The sequence below is a fragment of the Peribacillus butanolivorans genome (assembly GCF_001273755.1).
In the GTDB taxonomy this organism is placed as follows: Bacteria; Bacillota; Bacilli; order Bacillales; family DSM-1321; genus Peribacillus; species Peribacillus butanolivorans.
Genome location: NZ_LGYA01000001.1, coordinates 4,450,364 through 4,473,718 on the forward strand (window position 1 = coordinate 4,450,364; position 23,355 = coordinate 4,473,718).

At 36.5% G+C, this 23,355-nt stretch carries 20 protein-coding genes and 4 pseudogenes; 9 read left to right on the forward strand and 15 right to left on the reverse strand.

Features of this window, described 5'->3' with window-relative positions:
- Positions 1 to 1,040: SH3 domain-containing protein (locus AKG34_RS29765; RefSeq protein ID WP_161804959.1), on the reverse strand; the 1,040-nt coding region annotated here is incomplete at its 3' end.
- A 6-nt stretch (positions 1,041 to 1,046) separates the two neighbouring features.
- Positions 1,047 to 1,365 (reverse strand): annotated as a pseudogene (locus AKG34_RS29480) (SH3 domain-containing protein); the annotation flags it as partial.
- A 731-nt stretch (positions 1,366 to 2,096) separates the two neighbouring features.
- Here AKG34_RS29480 and AKG34_RS20465 point away from each other — a divergent pair.
- The 4 genes from AKG34_RS20465 to AKG34_RS20480 all read left to right on the forward strand — a co-directional run bounded on the left by AKG34_RS20465 (position 2,097) and on the right by AKG34_RS20480 (position 4,144).
- Positions 2,097 to 2,702 (forward strand): protein kinase family protein, encoded by a 606-nt coding sequence (locus AKG34_RS20465; protein ID WP_053347808.1) that lies wholly within the window; start codon positions 2,097 to 2,099, stop codon positions 2,700 to 2,702.
- A 31-nt stretch (positions 2,703 to 2,733) separates the two neighbouring features.
- Positions 2,734 to 3,177, forward strand: coding sequence for a DUF6376 family protein (locus AKG34_RS20470; protein WP_053347809.1), 444 nt, complete (start codon positions 2,734 to 2,736; stop codon positions 3,175 to 3,177).
- 163 nt (positions 3,178 to 3,340) lie between these two features.
- Positions 3,341 to 3,772, forward strand: coding sequence for an SRPBCC family protein (locus AKG34_RS20475; protein WP_053347810.1), 432 nt, complete (start codon positions 3,341 to 3,343; stop codon positions 3,770 to 3,772).
- On the forward strand, positions 3,773 to 4,144 hold the full coding sequence (locus AKG34_RS20480) for an ArsR/SmtB family transcription factor (protein ID WP_053347811.1): 372 nt from the start codon (positions 3,773 to 3,775) through the stop codon (positions 4,142 to 4,144).
- Between the two features lie 46 nt (positions 4,145 to 4,190).
- Here the strand turns inward: AKG34_RS20480 and AKG34_RS20485 are convergent, their stop codons facing one another.
- The 7 genes from AKG34_RS20485 to AKG34_RS20520 all read right to left on the reverse strand — a co-directional run bounded on the left by AKG34_RS20485 (position 4,191) and on the right by AKG34_RS20520 (position 12,098).
- On the reverse strand, positions 4,191 to 7,040 hold the full coding sequence (locus tag AKG34_RS20485) for a YhgE/Pip domain-containing protein (RefSeq protein ID WP_053347812.1): 2,850 nt from the start codon (positions 7,038 to 7,040) through the stop codon (positions 4,191 to 4,193).
- A 2-nt stretch (positions 7,041 to 7,042) separates the two neighbouring features.
- The gene (locus AKG34_RS20490; RefSeq protein WP_053347813.1) at positions 7,043 to 7,549 is read right to left on the reverse strand and encodes an RrF2 family transcriptional regulator; all 507 of its coding nucleotides are present in this window, start codon (positions 7,547 to 7,549) and stop codon (positions 7,043 to 7,045) included.
- A 172-nt stretch (positions 7,550 to 7,721) separates the two neighbouring features.
- Positions 7,722 to 8,036, reverse strand: coding sequence for a thioredoxin family protein (locus AKG34_RS20495; protein WP_053347814.1), 315 nt, complete (start codon positions 8,034 to 8,036; stop codon positions 7,722 to 7,724).
- A gap of 496 nt (positions 8,037 to 8,532) precedes the next feature.
- Positions 8,533 to 8,928 carry a VOC family protein gene (locus tag AKG34_RS20505; protein ID WP_053347816.1) on the reverse strand — a complete coding sequence of 132 codons (396 nt, stop codon included), beginning with the start codon at positions 8,926 to 8,928 and terminating at the stop codon, positions 8,533 to 8,535.
- Between the two features lie 165 nt (positions 8,929 to 9,093).
- A complete protein-coding gene (locus AKG34_RS20510) occupies positions 9,094 to 10,386 on the reverse strand; it encodes a family 8 glycosyl hydrolase (protein ID WP_053347817.1) in 1,293 nt (430 codons plus the stop codon).
- Between the two features lie 255 nt (positions 10,387 to 10,641).
- Positions 10,642 to 11,226 carry a glycerol-3-phosphate 1-O-acyltransferase PlsY gene (plsY, locus tag AKG34_RS20515; RefSeq protein WP_053347818.1) on the reverse strand — a complete coding sequence of 195 codons (585 nt, stop codon included), beginning with the start codon at positions 11,224 to 11,226 and terminating at the stop codon, positions 10,642 to 10,644.
- 398 nt (positions 11,227 to 11,624) lie between these two features.
- Positions 11,625 to 12,098: a YjdJ family protein gene (locus tag AKG34_RS20520; RefSeq protein ID WP_053347819.1), complete on the reverse strand. Its 474-nt coding sequence runs from the start codon at positions 12,096 to 12,098 to the stop codon at positions 11,625 to 11,627.
- A gap of 189 nt (positions 12,099 to 12,287) precedes the next feature.
- On the opposite strand from AKG34_RS20520, the pseudogene AKG34_RS20525 reads away from it, so the two are divergent.
- Together AKG34_RS20525 and AKG34_RS29055 are read left to right on the forward strand one after the other, a co-directional pair.
- Positions 12,288 to 12,599, forward strand: a pseudogene (locus AKG34_RS20525) (HIT family protein); the annotation flags it as partial.
- 1 nt (position 12,600) lies between these two features.
- Positions 12,601 to 12,759, forward strand: a pseudogene (locus AKG34_RS29055) (HIT family protein); the annotation flags it as partial.
- A gap of 326 nt (positions 12,760 to 13,085) precedes the next feature.
- Here the strand turns inward: AKG34_RS29055 and AKG34_RS20530 are convergent.
- The 5 genes from AKG34_RS20530 to AKG34_RS20550 form a co-directional block, all read right to left on the reverse strand.
- A complete protein-coding gene (locus AKG34_RS20530; RefSeq protein ID WP_053347820.1) occupies positions 13,086 to 14,435 on the reverse strand; it encodes a PepSY-associated TM helix domain-containing protein in 1,350 nt (449 codons plus the stop codon).
- A 314-nt stretch (positions 14,436 to 14,749) separates the two neighbouring features.
- A complete protein-coding gene (locus AKG34_RS20535) occupies positions 14,750 to 15,445 on the reverse strand; it encodes an ABC transporter ATP-binding protein (protein WP_053347821.1) in 696 nt (231 codons plus the stop codon).
- Positions 15,442 to 16,254, reverse strand: coding sequence for an ABC transporter permease (locus AKG34_RS20540; protein ID WP_053347822.1), 813 nt, complete (start codon positions 16,252 to 16,254; stop codon positions 15,442 to 15,444). Before AKG34_RS20540 ends, AKG34_RS20535 begins: the two co-directional genes overlap by 4 nt.
- Before the next feature lie 141 nt (positions 16,255 to 16,395).
- Positions 16,396 to 16,935, reverse strand: a complete 540-nt coding sequence (locus AKG34_RS20545; RefSeq protein ID WP_053347823.1) for a nitrous oxide reductase accessory protein NosL — start codon at positions 16,933 to 16,935, stop codon at positions 16,396 to 16,398.
- Complete coding sequence (locus AKG34_RS20550; RefSeq protein ID WP_053347824.1) at positions 16,932 to 18,206, reverse strand: right-handed parallel beta-helix repeat-containing protein; 1,275 nt, start codon at positions 18,204 to 18,206, stop codon at positions 16,932 to 16,934. The genes AKG34_RS20545 and AKG34_RS20550 overlap by 4 nt, the downstream gene beginning before the upstream one ends.
- Positions 18,207 to 18,896: 690 nt before the next feature.
- Here AKG34_RS20550 and AKG34_RS20555 point away from each other — a divergent pair.
- The 3 genes from AKG34_RS20555 to AKG34_RS20565 all read left to right on the forward strand — a co-directional run bounded on the left by AKG34_RS20555 (position 18,897) and on the right by AKG34_RS20565 (position 21,584).
- The gene (locus AKG34_RS20555) at positions 18,897 to 19,724 is read left to right on the forward strand and encodes a sensor histidine kinase (RefSeq protein ID WP_053347825.1); all 828 of its coding nucleotides are present in this window, start codon (positions 18,897 to 18,899) and stop codon (positions 19,722 to 19,724) included.
- The gene (locus tag AKG34_RS20560; protein ID WP_053347826.1) at positions 19,725 to 20,363 is read left to right on the forward strand and encodes a response regulator; all 639 of its coding nucleotides are present in this window, start codon (positions 19,725 to 19,727) and stop codon (positions 20,361 to 20,363) included.
- Positions 20,364 to 20,906: 543 nt separating this feature from the next.
- Positions 20,907 to 21,584 (forward strand): DUF6944 family repetitive protein, encoded by a 678-nt coding sequence (locus tag AKG34_RS20565; protein ID WP_053347827.1) that lies wholly within the window; start codon positions 20,907 to 20,909, stop codon positions 21,582 to 21,584.
- 113 nt (positions 21,585 to 21,697) lie between these two features.
- Here the strand turns inward: AKG34_RS20565 and AKG34_RS20570 are convergent.
- Positions 21,698 to 22,091, reverse strand: a pseudogene (locus tag AKG34_RS20570) (VOC family protein).
- Positions 22,092 to 23,355 lie beyond the last annotated feature (1,264 nt).

The following is a 23,355-nucleotide window of genomic DNA, read 5'->3' on the forward strand; positions in this document are numbered from 1 at the left end:
CTTTTCCGCATATTGAGCGTCCCTGAACTTACATTTACATATTTCGTCGTCGTTTTTTCAGGGGTGGATGGTGTGGATCCCATTACAGGCTTTGTTGTCGATAAATATTTGGTACTAACATGTCCTTCTTTTCCATTAACTTTGATTTTCGCCCAACCTTTAGATTCCGAATACACCGTTACCTGCGTACCTTTCGACAGCTTCGCTACTATGCTAGCAGTTTCCGTTCCACTTTTTCGCATATTGAGCGTCCCAGAACTTACATTTACATATTTCGTCGTCGTTTTTTCAGGGGTGGATGGTGTGGATCCCGTTACAGGCTTTGTTGTCGATAAATATTTGGTACTGACATGCCCGTCTTTTCCATTAGCTTTGATTTTCGCCCAACCTTTAGATTCCGAATACACCGTTACCTGCGTGCCTTTCGAAAGCTTCGCGACTATGCTCGCAGTTTCCGTCCCACTTTTTCGCATATTGAGTGTCCCAGAACTTACATTTACATATTTCGTCGTCGCTTTAACAGGGGTGGATGGTGTGGAACCCGTTACAGGCTTCGTTGTCGATAGATATTTAGTACTGACATATCCTTCTTTTCCATTGGCTTTGATCTTCGCCCAACCTTTGGATTCCGAATATACCGTTACCTGCATGCCTTTCGAAAGCTTCGCAACTATGCTGGCAGTTTCCGTTCCACTTTTTCGCATATTAAGCGTCCCAGAACTTACATTTACATATTTCGTCGCCGTTTTAACAGGGGCGGATGGTGTGGAACCCGTTACAGGCTTCGTTGTCGATAGATATTTAGTACTGACATATCCTTCTTTTCCATTGGCTTTGATCTTCGCCCACCCTTTGGATTCCGAATATACCGTTACCTGCATGCCTTTCGAAAGCTTCGCAACTATGCTGGCAGTTTCCGTCCCACTTTTTCGCATATTGAGTGTTCCGGAACTTACGTTTACATATTTCGTTGTCGTTTTAACTGCGGTAGTAGCTGTGGTTACCGTTACAGTCTTCGTTGTCGATAGATATTTGGACATATCCTNTTACCGTTACAGTCTTCGTTGTCGATAGATATTTGGTACTGACATATCCTTCTTTTCCATCGGCTTTGATCTTCGCCCAACCGTTAGATTCCGAATACACCGTTACCTGCGTACCTTTCATCAGCTTCGCTACTACGCCGGCGTTTTCAGATGCACTTTTCCGCATATTGAGCGAGCCTGAACTTACATTTACATACTTGTTACTAGTTTCTATAGTATTTATTTGTTCTGCCGGTAGTGGAGCTGCAGATATTTTTTCTTCGAAAGCAACTGTAGACAATACTGCAAAACAGAAAGTCGGTATAATTAATTTCTTCATCCCATTCTCCCTACTAAAGAATTATATTTTTACCATTTTTTTAAATATCGGTTAGAATCATAGTTGCGTTATAGGTATTTATACTTATTCCTTTAAAAATATATCATATTTCCTAGTGTCTTCAGATCTATAGAATCGATTTTAACTAAATAGTAATCTAACAGACATTTAAGTAATCAAATAGATATAATTGTAATATAGTCCACGTCCCAAAGTTAAAACGGAAAAAATACGCTATTGGATGACAAATAAAAACCGAGCAGAATTAATGATGAATGCAAAAAAAACCCACTTCCAGAGGAGTTATTTAGAAAAAATATGAAGATTTAGTTTTGAATTTAATACTTACTTCAGAACAGCCTATCTCCAATTGAAATAATAATTAACGTTCGACTAAATAAATGCACATTTTTAAAAAAAGTCCGGAATATATATGTAGAGTAAGACGTCCAATCCTTTTGTTTGACGCTTTGTCATAATAAACTATATAATTACTTATATATACTTATAGGAATCCTTCTGTTAAGGGGAGTAGCTATACAATAAAGTCGTCAATACAGGATTTTATCCTCGGCTTTATTGGCAACTAATTTTCAGTTGTTTGCAAGACCTTGCCGATTATTTGGTGAGGTCTTTTAATTTTTAAAGACGGTATAACCAACAATCGGTTATACCGTCTTTTTTATTGAAAAAAATTTGAAGCGATAATACTACTAATAGAGGTGAAAAGTATGCAGCAATATAGTGAATTAGCTCAAAGTGTCAAGATTTCTCATGATAAAAATAATACATTACTAGATGCCGATCATTCTTTATCACTTATTGGAAAAGGCCGAAGTGCTTATGTATTTAGAATACATTCTACCAATAAAGCAATGAAAGTGTTTTTTCCGAACCATACTCACACGGCTAAAGTAGAAGCTGAGATATACCAAACTGTTCAATCTATCGACTACTATCCTACTCTTTATGATGCGGGTGAGAATTATTTAGTTATAGATCACATCGAAGGCAACACTCTTTTTGAATGTTTAACATTAGGAATCCCGATAACGGAAGAAAACATAAAAGAGATTGACCATGCATTACAATTAGCAAGGAAAGAGGGATTAAATCCTTCAGATATCCATTTAAGAAACATCTTTATCACTTCTGAAAAAAAGGTGAAGATCATTGATGTTGCAAGGTTTAAGCAAGTGAAATCCTGCAATCAGTGGCACGACTTGAAAAGTGCTTTTCATCTCTTCTATTCGAAGTCATTTTTCCCGAAGAAAATCCCTAGCTTTATACTGAATTCCATAGCAGCGATTTATAAAAAAAGATTCTTACCCATCTAATCATCACTATAAAATCACATTGGAGGAACATATGAAAAAAATTATAGCCATTGCTTTTATGTCCATCCTTACATTAAGCGGGTGCTCGCTTTTGGGAGAAGTCAATTCATCATTGGAATATGCAGATAATGCGACAGGGTATGTAAGTACAGTTAAGGAATTTGCCAATGAAGTGCCCGCATTGTCCCAAGATGCCGCCACTGATACCGAAGCAAGAGAAAATCTTGAAAAAGAACTACAACTGATGAAAACGGAGATTGAAGAATTCAATGCAACTGAACCACCCCAAATAGCAGAAAGCATCCATGAAAAAATCGTCAGTTCTAACCAACAGCTGTCAGATGGAATTGATTTATACCTAAATAATATTGAAAATGGTCAATTCGACCCCGAGGCACTAGAAAATTCAGAGATAATGAAATCCATCGAGAATATAACAAGCCTGGCAAACCAAATTGAAGAATTGGGTAATTAAGCAAACGGGCTGGATTGTTTTAAGCGCAGTATTTCTCTAAAATCATGAATAAAAATAAATGCATGGAGACAAGTTATCATTGACATGAAACCAAATGGTTTTATATAATCAACAAAAGCGAAACCAAATGGTTTTATATTTATGATAAAAAAGGAGAATTATTATGGAATCAAATCAGAATACACTACAAGATGTCAAAAAGACGGTTATTCTTGAAGCGCCCATCCAAAAAGTTTGGGATACAGTTTCGACTGCCGAGGGTATAGCTTCATGGTTCATGCCAAATGATTTTCAGCCGAAAGTGGGACAGGAGTTCCATGTACAATCACCTTTTGGCCCATCACCTTGTAAAGTATTAGAGATAGATGCTCCACATCGGCTCTCGTTCTCCTGGGATACGGATGGTTGGATCGTTTCGTTCATTTTAAAAGAACTGGATGGCAAAACGGAGTTTACCCTTATTCATGGCGGTTGGAAAGAGCCTGACACGATTCTTCCGAAACCGAACGAAAAAAGCTCGATCATTCGCGATAGAATGGCACATGGCTGGGAACAGATCGTTAATCAAAAACTTAAAAAGGCTGTTGAGGGCTAAGTGTCTGCAGCAGAAAAGCATGATGTATTTCAGGCTATTGCAGACCCTACCCGCAGAAAGGTCCTGCAATTGCTTGCTGAAGGGGATTTACCCATTTCAGAAATCACTTCTCACTTTTCCATGAGCCGTACAGCGATTGCCAAGCATCTTCATATCCTTTCTGAAGCTGAATTGGTCAGTGGCCGGAAGGTCGGAAGAGAGAAACGCTTTCGGCTTCAGCCAGAACCTTTAGCGGAGTTGAAACAGTGGCTTTCTTTTTACGATCAATTTTGGGATAACAAACTATCCATCCTTAAACATGTGATTGAAAATTCAGGGGAAAATGGATTGAAAGTCATTGAAAAAGAAAAGGACACGGATGAACCATCATAATGAAGAAAACCCCCGGCGCATTGCACCGGGGGTTTTCTTTATAAATTTATGCATCCAGCTCAACATTGTGTTCTTTGCGCTTCCTGATGACCATTGTTAGCAATAAGAGTAGGTTAAATACAATTATGCATCCAGTCAGGAACACTATACTGGTTGTCAATGCACCGGCTCCAAGGCTCGTACTCATCGCTTGACGGAAGCCCATGACAGAGTATGTCATGGGTATGAACGGGTGAACCGAACTGAAGAAGTTATTGGTCAACTCCACAGGGAACATTCCTCCGCTTGCACCTAGCTGTAATACAAGGAATATCATCGCCAATAAACGACCTGGATTTCCAAATCCTACAGTCAAGAAGGTAACGATGAACATGAAGGTAAGTGAAGTCAGTATGGAAACCCCAATGAATTGCCCCATATTTTCGACCTGTAAATCCATTCCCCAAATCATGATCGCATCCAACACTAATGCTGAAAGCGTTGCTTGGATAAATAGGACCGTAAATTTACTGAACCACCATGCCACTCCTGATGTAGGTCTTGTAGAAGGCAACCCTGTCGGGAATCCCATATTGAAGGCAATAGCTCCTACAAATAACCCAAGAGATAATACATAAGGAGCCAGAGCATGACCATAATTAGGAACGTCACTGCTTTTTTGTTCTTTAACCTGTGTCGGTTCAGCAATCATGCTGTAATTATCATCGGTTGTTTTATTTTCACTTATTTCTTCTGCACCATCACTTAATTTTTCCGAAAGTTCAACCGTTCCATCTTTTAGTGAGGAGATTCCATCACCCAATTTACCGGAACCTTCAGCAAGTGCTGATGAACCTTTATTGATCTTACCTGCGCCATCGGCAAGCTGGATGACTCCATTGCTTAAAGTAGGCAGATTGCTTGCCAATTGTTCAGTGCCTTTAACAAGTGCTGATGAGCCCTCGTTCAAGGCCGCTGAGTTGGCATTCAGTTGATTGGCCCCATTAGCAAGTTTGTTTGCCCCTTCGCCAACTTGGCTAACACCATATGCATACTTCTCAAGACCATTCCCAAAGGAGGATGACCCTGCTTGAAGTTGTGAAACTCCATCAACCAACTGACCAGAACCCTCAGTTAGTTTTGATAGGCCATTATTTAACGAGGAACCGCCTTGTGCTAACTGGTTGATCCCCTTCACTAGTTCTGGTGTCTTTTCATTTAGACTTTGTGTTGCCGCCGTTAATTGATTGCTGCCTTCAACAGCTTCATTCAAGCCGCTATTTAATTGGGTTGCACCAGGAATCAATTGTTCTTCCAGCGCGTTCCTTATTGCCGTATATCCGTTTAACGCTGAAACGGCGTTTGGATTGACTTTATTCACCGCATTATTTAAATTGGCCACTTGTTCTGGAAGCTGGCCTAATCCATTCAATACTGGCATTACTTTATCTGTTAATTGCGTTGATAAGTCGGATACACTTGCAGCAAGAGTCGATGCAATTTGTTTTTGTGCTTCCGCCTGGGTTTGAAGTTCATTTTGAATGGCTCCGATTAATTCGGATTGTTGTTCACTGGTCATGCTTTTGAATGCTTCCGTGTTTTGAACGGCATTGATTATTCTTTGTCCATTATTCGCTATCGTTGATTGAAGTTCCGTTAAAGCTGCTTGGCTATTCTGGAGATCTTCAGTAATGCCAGATACGGTACCGGACGTGCCGCTTCCTGCTGGAACCGCTTCTTGCAATTGATTTACACCGCTTTGAATGCTTGTCAGTCCTTGCTTAAGCTGACTCAGCTGTTCTTCTCCAGGCAATTGGCCATCCATTTTTTTCAGGCCGTCATTTAACGCCTGGCTTCCTTCTGCCAATTTATTGATTCCCTCATTTAAACTCTGCTGACCTGCTGCCATTTTTGGGATTCCTGTCGATTGGTCTGTCAGCTGGCTTGCATTTTGTGATAATTGATTCAACCCATCATTCAAATTCGCACTGCCTGTTTGCGCTTGTGCCAATCCAGTATTTAAAGTTTGGGCTCCTGGAACCACTTTGGCCAGCCCAGTGGAAAGTTGGGATGAACCTTGTATAAGTGCTTCACTATTATTAGTTAATTCCCCTGTGCCTGATGCGAGTTCGTCCGCACCCTTTTGCAACTGACCGACACCGGAAGTGTATTGTGAAATTCCTTTATTTAATTCCGACGCGCCACTTTCAAGTTTATTGGCTCCTTCTAAAAACTCGCCAACGCCAATTTGAAGCTTATTCGCTCCATCTTTAAAAGTTAATGTACTGGAAGCTAATTTATTCAGATTTTCCGTCACTTCTTTGTTTCCATCATGCAGTTTTTCAGCACCCTCATCCAGTTTTGATGCCCCGTCTGCTGCATCGCCGAATCCATCTCCGATTTCATCCAGTTGTGAGAAGATCGCTTCAGCATATTCTTTTGTGACACTTTCAGCAATTTCCGTTTTCAAATTATTCGTTGCCTGTTTTCCGACCGTTTCAGAAACAAAACTGCGACCAGGATTCACGTCATACGTTAAATTCATTTTTTTTGGCTTATCATCCATGACGGTTGAAGCATTTTTCGAAAAGTCCTCTGGAATGGTGACGACCATATAATATGTACCATCATCAAACCCTTTTTTCGCCGCTTTTTCCGTTACGAAATGCCATTCTAAATCATCATTGTCCTTTAATTGCTCGACTAGCTCATTACCGACAGTTAAGGTTTTACCCTCATACTCCGCCTTCACGTCCTTATTCACGACTGCAACAGGCAATTTACCTGTATTTCCGTATGGATTCCAAGCAGAACTAAGGAATAACCCCCCATAAATAATCGGAACGAACAGTAAAACGATTGCGACACCGACCAGTTTTCGATTTGTAAGGAAAAGCTTCCATTCTTGTTTAAGCATGTTCACTCTTTTTCACCTTTCTTTTTCCGCAGTACTTCACTCAATGACGCCGAATTCCAATTAAGAGTCGGTATGTCCGTGGTGCCAAAGCTCTCTTTAAGCAAATCTGCTACTGTTTGTCTGGAAAAGAACTCCATTAAAAGTTCATCCGCCTGAGAAAACATCCGTCGAAGGACGTCCATCCCCTTCTCTGCATACTCTCCATCTTTAAACGCTTTTTCTATAAGTCCCGTATCCGGAAACATCGAAATGGGTCCTTCCATCGCTTCAATAATTTCAAGGTTTTTAATCTTATCTACACTTTTGGCAAGAGAAAGGCCGCCATTATTACCAGGAACGGAAGTGATTATCTGCTTAACGACCAATTTCCTTATGATTTTTTTCAAATAAGAAGGAGACACCTCTAATCTCCTGCTGATCTCATTAGACGAAAGCGGTACATTTTTATCCTGGGTAGAGAGTATAACAATGATGCATATAGCTTGCTCGACCCCTTTTGTTAATTGCAAATCAGTTCACCTCTTCAAGTATGTATATGGATATTTAATATCCATAATGGATATTCGGTATCTATAATTAAAACTCGTTTCATTATAAAAATCAAGTTATTTCTAGAAAAAATTTCTAAAAAAAAGTAAACCCCACATAATAGCATCATGCGGGGTTTACTTTACCATGTTTTTATAGGTTATTTAAAAATTCGTTCACTGCCTCTGGAGTTTTAGCGTTTGCACTATGCAAATGAGCAATCTTTTCACCATTTTTAAATACTAATAAAGATGGAATTCCCATAACCGTTTGCTCTTCAGAAATCTCTGGGAACTCATCACGATCGATTGTAAACCACTGTTTATCTTGATGTTCTTGAGTGATTTCATCGATGAACATGTCTAAACGTTTGCAGTCTGGACACCATGTAGTCGTAAAAATCCCAACTGTTAGTCCCTCTTGTTTGATTTGTTCACGGTATTCTTGTTCTGCACTAATATTTTTCATAATTTCTCCTCCGAGCTTTTCTTTTCTTACCCATCATACTTTAATCCATGAATAAAGGTACTCTAGGATTAATATATAATTAATTCCTTCACAGTACAAACGGTTTATCTTGGATCTATCTTACTAATGCTCGGTTTAAGTTGATTGTCTAATGCCTGCTTATTGAACCTTCATATTTACTAACCTCAGTGTTCACAATTTTTTGCAGTCCAAATCTTTTATTTATGAATGAGGAAATTCTCAAGATGAATTCGCTATTTTGATCAATGAACAGGTAGTGACAGCTTTTCTCAAAAATAACCAACTCACTGTCAGGAATCTTTTGGGCCATGAGAATGGATGCCTCTACAGGGGTAATCCAATCATAACGGCCACCTGTGTGACAAAGTGCTAAGGAATGGAAAAAACCTATAAACACGAATCCTTATGAAAACACTTCTATTATTCCATGAAAAAAAGCCACTAATTTAGTGACCTTTTCTACATCAATCATTATTTATATTGGAAGAGTAAGTTGCCAAGAAACACCGAACTTATCAGCTACCCAGCCGAATTTCTTACTAAAGGAATAATCAGCTAATGGCATTAGTACTCCTCCACCATCTGTTAAACTCTCATAAATCCTGTCAATTTCTTCTTCAGTATCACATGTAATAAACAATGAAAAAGAAGGTGTAAATGTAAATTCATGCTTGATATTACTGTCGATGCACATAAACTCCTGACCCTTTAACGTAAAGGCAGCTTTCATGACGCTTCCCTCAGCACCTGCTTCATTTGCTCCATACCGAGTAATGCTGGTTATTTCCGAATCTTCGATTAAAGATGTGTAATAATTCATGGCTTCTTCTGCATTTCCTTGGAACATTAAGAATGGTGTAACCTTTGTCATTTATCATCAAACTCCTTTTTATAGCTTCTGTTATTTTAAACAATGGATTTTCCAATAATCATATTTAGGGTGCTCTTTGAAGCTTCCTCTTAAACTAATGTCCCAAGCACCTTAGTTGAAAAAGAATCTAAAATGTTAATTTATATATCGAACTTCTTGTTACATTTATGTGTTGGATTCTGGGGCCCACCAGTTACCCGAAACCACAATCATTGTCTGTAATTTAATCGTATTAGCAAAATAGTCATCATCGTCGTGTTCCTGAATCGTTCTGCTCCATAATTTGTTGATCCATAGCTGATTAGATGAATCAACCATGGCGCTCACCATGAATGGAGCAACAAAGCTTGTACTATTTCCTTCCTCAACCGCTTTTCCATTTAGCATATAGCCAGATTGAATATTTTCTGGATTTCCATGTGTTTCCTCTTTAATCCAATTGTTCATCCTTTGTATTTGCCCCAACGCTCTAGTGTCACCGGTTAGTAAGTAATCAATCGTATAGCGCCAAGGAATTCTACTGCTGTTCCAGCTATAATTACCGTCATTTGGCCCCTCTAGAAAATCAGCTTGAGCCGGCTGATAAACTCCCTTAGATTGTACAATGAAATCAGGTATAAGACCGGTATTGTCACTTTTTGTTGTATAAATAGAATGAATAATCGTATAAGCCTCATCCGTTACATCTCTCCATTTATGATTCCCTGTTGCGGTCTCAAATGACTTCAAATGATTTAGAAGAAGGTCTGATGAACGAGTTGATTGCCCGTAAACATGATCTTTATCTTCCGCCCAGTCTCCTAGTTTTATAAGAGACTGAGACTGATTTATTTCATTCAACATGATGGCCTCAATAATGTCTTTGGCTCTAGCAAGATAGTCGATATCCCCTTTACTTCCCCACTGCTGATCAGCCAATAATAACGCATAAGCGATGTCCATATCACCATCAGTTGCTGAATCGGCATCCCCTGGCGTATTAATAATTTCTCCCTTTTTATTCTTTACCTGTTGCCAAGCCATTAAAGATGGATTATTTTTGCTGCTATGCGCCTTGTAAAATCTATAAAGACCATCAAAGTTTTGTTTGGCCTTATGATCCTTTCCCGCCATGATTGCGGTTATCATCATCCCATAACCATGCGCTTCGGAAACGGTAACAGCGTTTTTTGGCTCTGCATACCCCTTATCATTGTAAAAAATATAATACTCATCATTTTTATCAACAGGCTGCTTAAGATATTTTTTTTTCCATGTTTTATAAAAATCAGCTACTTCATCATCCATCTCCTCTTGTGACACATGGTCTGGTTTTATTGTTCCAGATTGATAGACTGTATGTTGAGGAAACGGCCTTTTACTGGCAACCTCTTTTTTTGTATTTTGATACACTAATGCTATCGAGGCAATGATACCGACTACTATCACGCCTATTAATAAGCTAACTCTTTTTTTCATGTCTGGCTCCTTAGATTATGGTGTTATATTTACTTTAGAATATTGAGCGAGCCGTAAACATTTGTATGTAACTGACAGTTTTCCATGTATTCAAAGAGATGTTAGAATTTCCAATCCCCTCAAACACCGATTAAGTAAAATACCATTGATTTACGATTATTTATTAAACTAATCTGCTCCGTTATATCAGTAAAAAAAGGGTGTCTCAGCAACCACTCTATACAGTACACCTGTTAGTTTAGCTAGACAAATCTATTATTTCTTCTTACCTACTTTAGTTTCCGTACCCTTCAATATTCTCTTAATATTTTCTCTGTGAAGAATAATGACGAATAAGCTAATAAATAATGAGAGTGCTATAATTAGCTTGTCTTCAAATATAAAACTGTAAATACAAATTGAAATACTAGCTAAAATTGAACTAAGAGACACATATTTAGAAGTTAACAAACTAATAAGAAACACAATAAATGCAGTACATGTACCTAATGGAGATAAAAATATAAACACTCCTGCTGATGTAGCCACTGCCTTACCACCTTTAAAGCCTGCGAAGATAGGAAACGCGTGTCCACATATGACGAGTATGCCACACAATATAGGAGAAACCGTTGAATTAAAGATTTGTGGGAGTAGGCAAGCAACAGTACCTTTTAATATATCCGCAATAGCTACTGCAGTTCCTGCTCTTTTTCCTAAAACCCTAAACGTATTAGTGGCTCCAAGGTTCCCACTCCCATATCCTCGAATATCGGTTTTATAAAACAATTTACCGATAACCAAAGCAAATGAGATTGAACCAATTAAATAACTTGAAAGGAGAGTTATTATATTCAGCATAAGTTACCTTCTTACTTGAAATTTTTGTTTCAATTATATATTAATATTCGTTTTATTATGCTTATTTCCCTGCTATTTTTCTTAACTATTCCCCCAGTGTTGAACTAACGAACACCCTTCACATTAACGTCTTTGTCATTATCTATTATCTTTCCATCGCGTATTATTACCATAACAACTTCTTGAAGGATATATTTGAAAAATATAAAAAGGTCATGCATATTAGTCAGGCTAATATATATGATCCTTTATTTGTTATCCACGCAAAATAAATATAAAAATGACATTTTGATTGATTAAGGGTTATTCAAAAGGCTTCGGCACAAAAAAAGCTGCTTATGAATAGCAGCTAATTCGTCCAATAATGCTCAGTTAACTCCAAAAGACATAAAGTACATTTATACTCCAGTCTTATGTCTTTCTGGCATTTGATAATAATATAAGGCAGCAATTAGTACGGATATAATTCCACTTGTCAGAAAAAAAGTATTGAAGAAACCTCCCCCTGCAGTCGGGGAATTAGATACCAATCTGCTTAAAAGTAGTAAAAGTACTCCCAAACCAGAAAGAAATAAAGCTATTTTTTTGGCACTTCTTTTAAATAGCATCGCTCCCAAAAGAATGATTATATATAGGGCTGTAATTATCATTAGGCTAGGAAATAATGGTTTGAATTTAGCTGCATATACAAAATAATCTAAATCTGAAATATCATTTGCATCCACAACTTGATCATTCAACATCTGTGAAAAGTGAGTTGAATTTTTCCATTCCCGCGGGCTATCTAAAATTTCGCTTCCTTCGTACCACGTACAAAATGTAAATAACAAAAGAAACAGCGTAGCAATTACTATTTGAAAAATGTATTTCACTTACAATTTCACCACCTCTAGACAATTGCCTACATTATACCAATAATTTGAAAGTTAAAATATAACTAACTTTCCTCATCTTGATAACAATTGGCTCTGTATCTGGTAAAGGATGTTGTTGATTCTCTTGTTGTAGTATTGGAGTAGGATAGTTCTAATAGAGATAATATTTTGTTTTTGAAGGGAATTATGAGGGGAATTACTTTGTCTAATGGAAAAACAGTTGAAGTCAAAAGTTTAAGTTGTGCTATAACAAGTGGTGAAATAGAACCGGATGGAGGTGCAATAGTTGAAACTGAATATTTTCATGCTCACCAAGACGTTGCATATCCAATTGAAGGTTTAGTTATTTTAGCCTCTAAACGCCATATTAAATGCTTTGATGTATTAAATGACTTAGAAAAGGCTGAATACATAAACTTATTATCTAAGATTAGAAAAGCTCAAAGGGAAGTGTTAGGAATAGAACATGTTTATTACTTTTACAATGACTACCCACCANTGGATGGTTCCAAGATATGAATGGATGTACGATTTTGGACGTTCGGTGGAATCTGTTAGACCAGTTTTGCTCCATGCAAGAACCAAATTAAATAATGAGGAAAATATAATAAGTGTAATTGATGGGATTAAGGCTCTAAAAAAAGCACTAAACACTTAACCCTTCCTTGTTCCGCTCTATGGAAATAAAGGGGCAGATTAGTTCAATATAAGGATTCCATATTATGCCTAAAGTGCATACAAAAGTTCCGGTATTCGATTGCATACCGGAATTTAATAGATTTAGTGGTGATGATTATGTTATTGTCTTTGATTTGATTCTTATTTAATAGAATTATTTCCTACATTTTCTTTACCTTGTAATACTTTAAACTTTAATATACTTTCATGATTTAGAGGAAATCTCTTTTGTTAATAAAATATCAACTTCTATTAGTTAAGGTAACGCACGGTGTTCAATTCTTAATAAAGATTAATTTGCAATTGTCACTTTCTTTCTTTATTGAGAAGATAAATAATCCCTTCAATAATAACCACCACGATTAAAGAAATCCCGAATAATGGCATAGCTAACCCTAAAACTACCATAAAGATAATAAAGCCAACCGAAAGACCACTTGAAGCTTTTGGTGGAGCTGAGAATTTACCATCTTTTTTACGAGATAGCCACGTTTTAATTCCCCAAAAAATGACGAATAGGAAGGAGAGACAAACTGATAAGTTAATCAGTTTATTTGGCCAGCCAAATAAATGACCTTCATGTAATGGAATCCCCCATGTAAACCATTTTGCTAAAATGCCATAATCCTGATAGCTCACTTTTGAAATCAAGTTTCCACTATATTGATCGAAATAGGTTGTCATTTCATCATACGGGCTAACGTCTAAACCGGTCACACCAGTATTACTACCCTTAGATACAGTGTATACACCATCTTCAGTCGCTGGATATATAATTGAATAAGGTTTCGAAATATGAGCTTCCTCAACCTTATTGATCAATTGTTCGACACTTAACATACTGCTGTCATTTGACATACCTGGCATAGCAGACATATCACCATGATGTGCATGAGACTCGCTTGATGTGGGTGCCTCATTTTTACGAGTAGCCCATGGAATTTCACTCATATCCGAAGTTGGCGGCTGTTGTTTTAGTGTTGGAATCCCAATAGAAGGATGCTCTTGAGCTGCTGAGTATATAAAATTGCCCATAAATGCTGACCAAGGTAAGCCGGTAAAAATAACGATAATCATGGGAATTGTAATAATTGTTCCCACTAACGCATGCAATTTTTTATTTTTTTGTCGCTTCGTTGGATTCTGTATCTTCTTCAATGCCCTTCCCTTAAAGGTCATGTAAAGACCAGTAAACAGCAAGAAGATTGCCCAGCATGCAGCTAATTCAACTAAATAATTTACAACAGTTCCACCTACAAAAAGTGAACTATGTGTCTCTCTCATAACATTTGAAAATGTATGTTTCGCACTTTGACTACCGACCATTTCATAATTATCATCTAAGAATACATATTTTTGGTCGCCATCTTCATTTGTCATCGTTAAGCGTGTATTATACGGATCATCTAATAAAATAACTTTCGAGACAGAATAGCCTTTGTATTGCTCTACCGCCTTCTTAATGCCTTCATCAATCGTTAATTGTTCCGTTTTTTCGCTTTCTCCAAAGAATAAATCATCGTAAGCTTTATTTTCTACATCTGTATAAAATAAATATCCAATGCCACTTAGTGTTAATGTAATCAGTAGTGGTGCGATAAATAATGCTGCATAGAAATGCCATTGCCATAACCGATTATAATTGCCTTTTTTCACTTCTAAACCCCCATCAAGAGTATAACTCAGTATGTTTTTTGTTTTGTATCTACTTTTTTATTGCTGCTATTCTCTTCCTACTGTTTCAGATAGCAGCAGTCTTTGCCATGCATTTATATAGTTATAGTTTGAGATTCTTTAAAACCTTACATTTTCCCACAAAATCCCAACCGGGATTATTTTGCTTGTTTCAAAGAATCAAAAGCATGACTTATGGATGGCAACAGTTGAGATTAATATCTGCACTCAACAGGAATGTCGTCATCTTTGCACTTATAGTTGTATCTTTAAAAAAATCCTGACAAATTCTATTTTCATTGGCGATGAAGCTTCAACAATTTCATCGTCGTCTCTTCTACTTTGTTTTCATTCTTGATTGTCTGAATGACTTCCCCCTGTTTCATAAACAGAATAACGTTGCCCGTCTCGGCTGCTACATCCATCATATGGGTAGAAAAAACGATAATTGTACCATTTTTTTTAATCTGATTAAGAATTTCAACGAACCGGTTTACCCAGTAGGGATCCAATCCATTTGTCGGTTCATCCAGTAGCAAAACGTTCGGTTTGGCTAAAATTGATTGACCGAATAATAGGCGCTGCCTCATACCCTTAGACAAACTTTTTACTAATTCACGTTTCTTATCACCAAGGCCTATTAAATCCATTACTTCATTAATCCTATCTCTTTTCACTTTCCGTAAAGATCCATAGAAACTAAGGAACTCTTCAACTGTCATCATTTCCTGGGCATGGAAATCATCAGGCATGAAACCGATTTCGGTTAAATAGTTCTCTCGATCGAATTTAATTACTCTTCCGTTTATAGAAGTTGTACCACTTGATGGATAAAGAATACCCGCAATTATTTGCAGTAATGTACTTTTGCCAGCACCATTTCCACCGCATAATACAACGCAAGTTCCCTCCATTACTTCAAAAGAACATGGATATAATGCCGTCTTTTTCTTATAAACCTTCGAGACACCGTCCACTTTTAATCCTGTCATCGCCTTTTCCTCCATTCTAGCATGAGCATCGAAAATAATAACGTCAGTGTCAAAAATCCAATGACATATAAAATATAGATAATGATTCCGAAAGGAGAGTCTAAGAAAGTCACAAGTGAATCATATGCTTGTCCAAAAACTGCTCCTCCATCAAGTGACATGACAAAGGACACTCGAATGATTTCAGCAGGATTGGCAAATAAGGCAAATTTCATCAATGGGGCAATCCATGGATAAGGGAGCAAACCTAAAATACCAATTAATGCAGTCGGCCAAATCATGATTAGGAAAAACCAGATACTGACTGAAATTGATAACGCCTGCCACCTTGTCGATACGATACACCCTACTGTTATACCAAGGATGAGAAAGAAAAAAATAAGAGTAATAGAGAAAAAGTAAATAGATAAAAGCCATTCACTGGAAAAAACACTCCCACTCACTAGACCTATTGCTAAGCTAATTCCATAACTGAACGTGAATACGATCGCTTGAGCCGTGAATTGACCACCTATTTTCCCTACTATGTACGACAATGTAAATAACGGATAGGTATTCAACAACCGCCATTGTCCATTTTCCATTTCATTGGCGATTGAAAAGGAACCAATGATCAACATGAAAAGCGGAATGATATATAAAGCGACATTGACTACAGTACCAGTCGTATTGGTATATCCAGTTAAGGAGGGAGCGCTGCTTTGCAATAAAAATAAGAGAGATAATACAGCGACCCATAAGCCAAAAAAAGAATAATAAGATCGCTGTCGTACCGTCATGCGCAGTTCAGAGCGCCAAATATTCCACATCTTCATTCCTCTTTTCGAACATTCTTCTACCTAAGTATCTTAAATGTCTAAAATTCAGTTCACAATTTACCTCATATATAACAATCTGATACCTGATAAAGTAAAAGGGACCGCCCGAAAACGGAGCTGGCCCCTATTCTTTTAATGAGAATCATCACTATGACTATCTTCAGCACCGTCTGAATGTGAATGGTCCTTCATATCTTGTTTCTGCATCATTTCATGGTTTTGCTCCCAACCATAGTCAGCTAAATCGTTTGCCGTCATTAGCGTACTACCTTCATTTGCAGTAGCAAACTCCTCAGCGGAAGCTTTATCTTTAAACGATAATACATTATAGGCCATTGGTGTTTTAACCGATGGATTGTATACATAAGTTGCATCTTCCCCTAAAATCCACTCTTTATCGTTGTAATCACGGACAAATTGAGCATCAATTTGTTTATTTTTATTATTATGAACCCATTCATACATACAGCCTACATCATCAAAAACCATAGATTTACCATTTTTCAAAATAATTTCGGTAGCATGTTGGTCGTCAATAACAGCCATAGTACATGTAGCACAAGTGTCCGTTGTTTCATTAATCGCAACAGGTTTAACCTCATCATTTCCACATGCTGTGAGATTCATAATTATTCCTGCCAATGCAATAAAACTAAATAGTTTTTTCTTCATCTTCTTTTCCTCCCAAGTATAAATAGACTAAAACTGGCTAAAATCATCACTGCACTCATAATCCATAAACTAAAACTCGATGATTGTTCTTTTTCTACTTCCATTGTCATGTCCATTAGAGGGGCTGAATCTATTAATAACTGTTCAGCCGGACTTTTCAACATATTTTGTAACAGGATAATTCCTGGTGCTTGAAAAAAAAGCTGATATTCCGGAACATCGGCCGTCAAGGTAAGAAAATATGGGTCAGCAGTAAATACAATTTCGCTCTCGCCATTTCCATTTACATCAACCTTGCTTGCGGCGTCCCAATAATTCCTATCTACTTGATTATTTGAACTTTCTATTGCCTGTGCATCGTTGACGTTTCCAACGAATGTATTATTTACTGCCTTATTACCATTCGATTTTAAAAACTGAACTCCGGTAAAATTATCCATGATTTTATTGGAATCCAATCGGTTATTTTCAGCTTCTTCGATAAAAATGCCTACTCGATTGGAAATAAACTCATTTCCAGTCACCTCAGTATCAGAAGCCAAATAAATTAACAGTCCTTGAGCATTCACACTATTGTTATTAGAAGAAAACTTATTATTACTAACGACTGTCCGTTTTGATTCCATCAACTCCGTGCCTGTTGTGTTTGCTCTCGATACATTTTCGTCAAGTATATTATCATTGGAAAACATGAGATGCATACCGTAACGGGATTTTTGAATGTTATTCTCACGTAAAGTATTCTCATTGCTTTGCTCTAAATAAATTCCGTCAGAAACATTGGTTATATTAAGGTTTTCAAACTTATTTCGGTTGGATTTCCATAAATCGATTCCATTACCTCGATTTATGCCAACAATCTCGCTGTCTTGGATTGCCACGTCATTCGCATTGTCAAGTCTAATGCCGAAACGCTTAGTCTCAATATTAATGTCTTCCAGAATATGATTAGAACCAGTAACATAAATAGCTGTGTCTTCTTTTTCATCCCCACAGTGTTCCACTTTGATATTTTTTAGAGTAACACCCTTATCGCGAATGGTTACTACCGGATCAGCTCCACAAGAGCGAAGAAGGACTTTACCCGTTCCTTCCAGGGTTACTGGCTTGGAGATTACCACTGTTTCCTCATACTCTCCCTCCTCTATTTCAATTGTGGCACCTTTTGGAGCTTCATCAATTTTAGATTGCAAAGTGCTTGCTGCTTCAGATACAGCTGGCATGCAAAATGATAATAAGAGGAGAAACATTATGTAATGCATTATTTTCATTTCTTTTGTATCCTCTCTCTCAAATAGATTCACTTTGTCAGTCTAGCCAATCAATGTAAAGAAAATTAAAAAAACTTTTATACTAATTTAATGATGATAGCCATGATCATGTCGTTTCTCTTGATTTTGGGGTCCTTCAATTATGAAATTTAGTTCCTATTCCAAAACATTCCAAAAAGGGATGCAGACAACATTTTATCGAATTTCCCACGTAAAGGCTTAAGCCGTTGGAATTTAAGGGTATCCCGGAAATTGTAAATTTACCCCTCTGATAATAAAAGTAATTAGGTGTATTTTCGTTACCTCAATCCAAAATCCCTTTTTAGAAAGTTATTTATTTAAATGGGGAACAGGGTCAGAGTAAGAAAACACAACTATCATTACCAATAAATATGCTAGATTGGTGTTTTACGACAAAATGTTGGTGGCACCACTAATAACATGAATAAGAATCAACACTGGATACATGTGCGTGCCACCTGCAGTATCGACTTAATAATTTCACTTTTAATTAGAAAAAGTCATTCCGAAAGATAACCTTTCACCATTCGAGCCGTCCTTTACATTATTATAGGCAGAATGAAAAGATTAAATAATAACTCGAAAGAGTGATTTTAAAGCAAAAGTGTAAAAAATGTTCGAGCAGATGATAAAATATAGACACATTTTATGTAGAAAAAAGGTGAAGGCTTGAAGTATAAACAAATTAAATGGCTCATTTTAATTCTACCAACTGTTACAATCACGTTATGGGAGTACATTCGACATGCATTCCTTCTTCCTTATATCTCAATGGATATGGGAAATTTTCTTTCGCCTGTACTAGTATTTGTCGTTACACTCATCTTCTTACGGCATTTATTTTCAATTTTAGAACGATTTCAAGAAGAGCTAAGATCGGAAAAAGCCAAGAAAGCAGCCCTTATTGAGAGAGAAAAGTTAGCAAGAGTACTCCATGATGGAATTGCCCAATCTCTATTTCTCTTATCCGTAAAAATGAATAAGTTTGGAAGAAAGAATCATCTCGAACATGATTCGGATTTTCAAAAAATTAAGCAAACGTTACAGCACGTTCACGACGATACTCGTCAAGCTATTACAAACTTAAAATACTTACCGAATGAAGATCCATTTAGTTGGACAGAAACTATCTATCAGTATGTAACAGAACTTAAGAATAATAATTTGATGGATGTTAAGTTAGATTGGGGAATACAAGAAGATACGCTATCAACGAAAGAAAAAATAGAACTATTTGCGTGTATAAAAGAAGCTGTTGTGAATGTCATCAAACATGCAAAAACAAATCAAATATGGATTCATTCAAAAGAAATAGACAATGGGTGGATTTGTGAAGTCAAAGATCAAGGAATAGGGTTCACAAATGAAACGATTCAGTCTAGCAAGGGCTATGGACTACAAATCATTAAAGATAGAGCCAGAGATATGGAATGGGAATTTTCTATGAAGAGACTAGATAATGAAACCATCATTGAATTAAAAAAGGAGAACAAGTAAATGCAACCTTTTCGAATACTAATTGTTGATGATCACTCTCATGCAAGAGAAGGAATTCGAGAAATCTTAGAAGAATATAAAGACTTTCTTATTATAGGAGAAGGGAAAAATGGAGAAGAAGCGATTAAACTTACCGAAGAATTAATGCCTGATATTATTCTAATGGATATTCAAATGCCAGTAATGAACGGACTAGAAGCAACTAAGAGAATAAAACTTAAATTTCCATATGTGAAAATTGTGATGATTACGGTTTCAGATGATATCACAGATTTATTTGATGCGTTAAAAAAAGGAGCTCAAGGCTATTTATTAAAAAACATTCAATCGGAGGCATGGTATGAATATTTAAAAGCTTTTGCTTTAGATGAGGTACCTATGTCAAAAGAAATCGCCTTTCAAATCTTAAAGGACTTCCCTCAAAGCACAATGACTAAAGAGAAAACACCTTTGTCTACGCGAGAATTAGAAGTACTACAATTAGTGGCCAAAGGTTTATCAAATAGAGAAATTTCAGAGACTCTTTTTATTTCAGAACATACGGTTAAAAGTCATCTGAAAAACATTTTAAGTAAACTTCATTTAGATAATCGAGTTCAACTAACAAGTTATGCCTTTCAACAAGGCTTGATGAATTAATTAGGGTATAAACGATAAAGGTACACCGGTAAAAATCGGAACCAAAGAATAATAAACCATTTAGATAAAGACTCATCTTTATTATTTAATATTCAAATTTTGGTTAAGAACCTACATTATTTGATACTACCGCGAAAGGTTTACCGTTTTATTACAATAAAACAATATTAATTTTCTATTGGAGAGGAAGACTTTATTGTTACACTCTCTCCATCTTACCGTGAAGTAAAAAGGCAAGTAACCCAACCGACTTCAAATAAATTGTTATCACTTGGTTTTAAAACGAGTTGACAAACTTGAGATTACTGCAGACAAAAAGGAACTTTCAAGTGTACTTTTAACGGTTATTAATGAGGACTCCCAACAAACACTTGTTAGTTGAACAAGACTAGGTTTTTACCTTCTATTAATAAAAAACAATTCGGTTAATTTCAAACGATGGGCTACCTATCATTCCTAAAACGTGGGCTTTGAAGGTTTATGTAAACATACACTGGTTTATGAATAATATAAAATAACCTCTTTTAAGGAGCGTTTGGGAATATGACATTTCGTGGAGAAGACCTCCTTCTTTCAGGAGCATGGGTACTAGGTATTGGTTCACTTATTGATACAATCGGGCAGACCCAGCAAACTTTTACCCATAGCGATCAGGGGAAAGATTTAATCGTAAAAGGAAATGGGATTGAAGCATTCGGAAATTCGTTGCAAGCCATCGGGAGAACTAAGCTTTTAAAACCAGAGAGGGAGCTAGCACAAATATATACTATCTTCGGTGCTTGGCTTGAGGCCGCTGGTAATAGTACAAATGCAGTTGGAGTAAGTATTGAACTAAATGGTGCTGAGGAAGAGGGAGTAAAAATAGATACCCTTGGCAGTGGAGTCCAAGGTCTTGGCGCAGCTTTTGAAGCAGTAGGTGCATTCCTTGAAGAGGATTCATCCTATAGGGAACTTGCGATAATAGGAAATAGCTTCATTTCTTTAGGATCTTTTTTAGCAGCGATCGGTAATATTTACGTTTTAAACGAAAAAAGTATACTTGGAGAACGGATTCTATTGGTCGGTAGCTGGATTCAAGTTATTGGTGCATTTATATTACTTCATGCTATTACCCTTGAGGTTGAACACATTAAACAAGAGGAACACGAGAAAAATCCGAAAAACGGAAGCGGCAATTCTCATCCCTATTCTTATAATAATTATTCCTTCTCTAATACCTGATAAAGGGCTACCTACAGCTAAAGATAGATGTCGTTAGCTCCTTATCATATAGTGCGGTTGCTTAGCAATTCTCCTTCATCTTATCAAACTAACTCCCCTATAATGGAAAATACTTAAGGTGCCACCAATTCAACTTTCATTCTATCTGGGTCTTCAAAGTAAACAGCATAATGCTCCTTTCCACCAGCGAATGGGTGAGTGTCAGTATAGAGAATGCTTACTCCTTTGTCCCTTAATTTTTGAGTCATATCATCAACCTGATGACGTGAAATCGCGTGAAATGCTAAATGGTTAAGGCCTACTCTCCCCCTATGATAGGGAACATCAAGAAATCGTTCCTCTGCTTGGACAAAGACTATATACATTTCACCTATGCTCCAACTCTTCCCGCTTTCCCACTCTTGAAAAGGTTCATAACCTAATTCCTCTAAAAACCAGCCCCAAATCAACAGTCCTTTTTAAATCAGAAACATAAAGCTCAATATGATGAATAAGTCCTTTTGACAACTGTCATCCCCCACCTAAATCCTAATAAACACATCCCACAGACCATCTTTACGTTTATACGGTATTAACAATATTAGAAAAAGATCTTGAAACCACTTTAGTTTGATAGAATGATTTTAAGTGGTAAAATATTCAAATCAAACAACATGGACAAATCAAAAAGTACAGTATAAACGATTCAGTGTGCGAAAGTATGGATCTCTTATAACTTAAAAATCTATGTATAGTTGCAAATTCAAATAATTCTTTAAGAAGTCAAGGCTATATGCAGTATTAAACTAAAGAGTAAGGCACAAATACTAATCCAATAGTAACTTCTTTTTGATAAAACATTCTGGGATCTTTCAATATAACCAATTATAACACTAAGCCCTAAGACACCTATATAGGGTTTTAAATCATATAAATTATCATAATTCCAATTTATTTTCACAAAACTAAAAAAGAACAACATGAGAAATGTATTTGTTCCAAATACAAATAAAAACTCCTTGAATTTTTCACCTTTCAAAATCACACCCACTTTTTCTCTATGTATTTATCTAAAGTTGGTTTTATTCTATTAATTGAAATGAGTTGAAGTGTCATGTCTGAAGTCAAAATACTGAAGTCCAAACGAGACTATCAAAAGCAAATACTCTAGGAAAGCAATTTTTCAAATTATTTATTATAGTCGTCCTATCTTGAATCATACCTAAAAAGTATTATCAGCATTATTTGGTATAAATCGTTGTTTTTTCACTTCATTTTTTATCAAGGAAATGTAGGTTTTGGATGTGGTTTACTTTGCTTTAAGATTTAGGAATATGATCCTTCTTATTATAAATCATTATTTTAGTAACTTACTTGTAAGTTTTTTTGAGTGGGTATAAAAAGGTTTTTGTTCATATAGATAGTATGCACTCGAGATTTTATTATTTAGGGGTGATACCTTGAGGAGTAAATATAGTTTGTTTTCACTTGTTTTAAGTATCATAGGAGCATTACTGATTATTTTACTTTTTAGAGATGTTGGTGAATCCCGAAGTCAGATAGTATGGGCTTATGTATCCTTCATCTTAGGTCCTATCCTTTTGATAACTAGTATTATATTTGGGATTTTAGGTTTCAAATCTAAAGAAAAAGGACGGTTGAAGTATGCTGGAATTATAACCACAATACTCGTTATAATAGGACTCGCCATAGTGATTGCACTTTTTACTATCGGTTTTTAATTAGTTTTCTTCTATTACAAATGACAAAAAGGGCTGTCACATTGAACTGC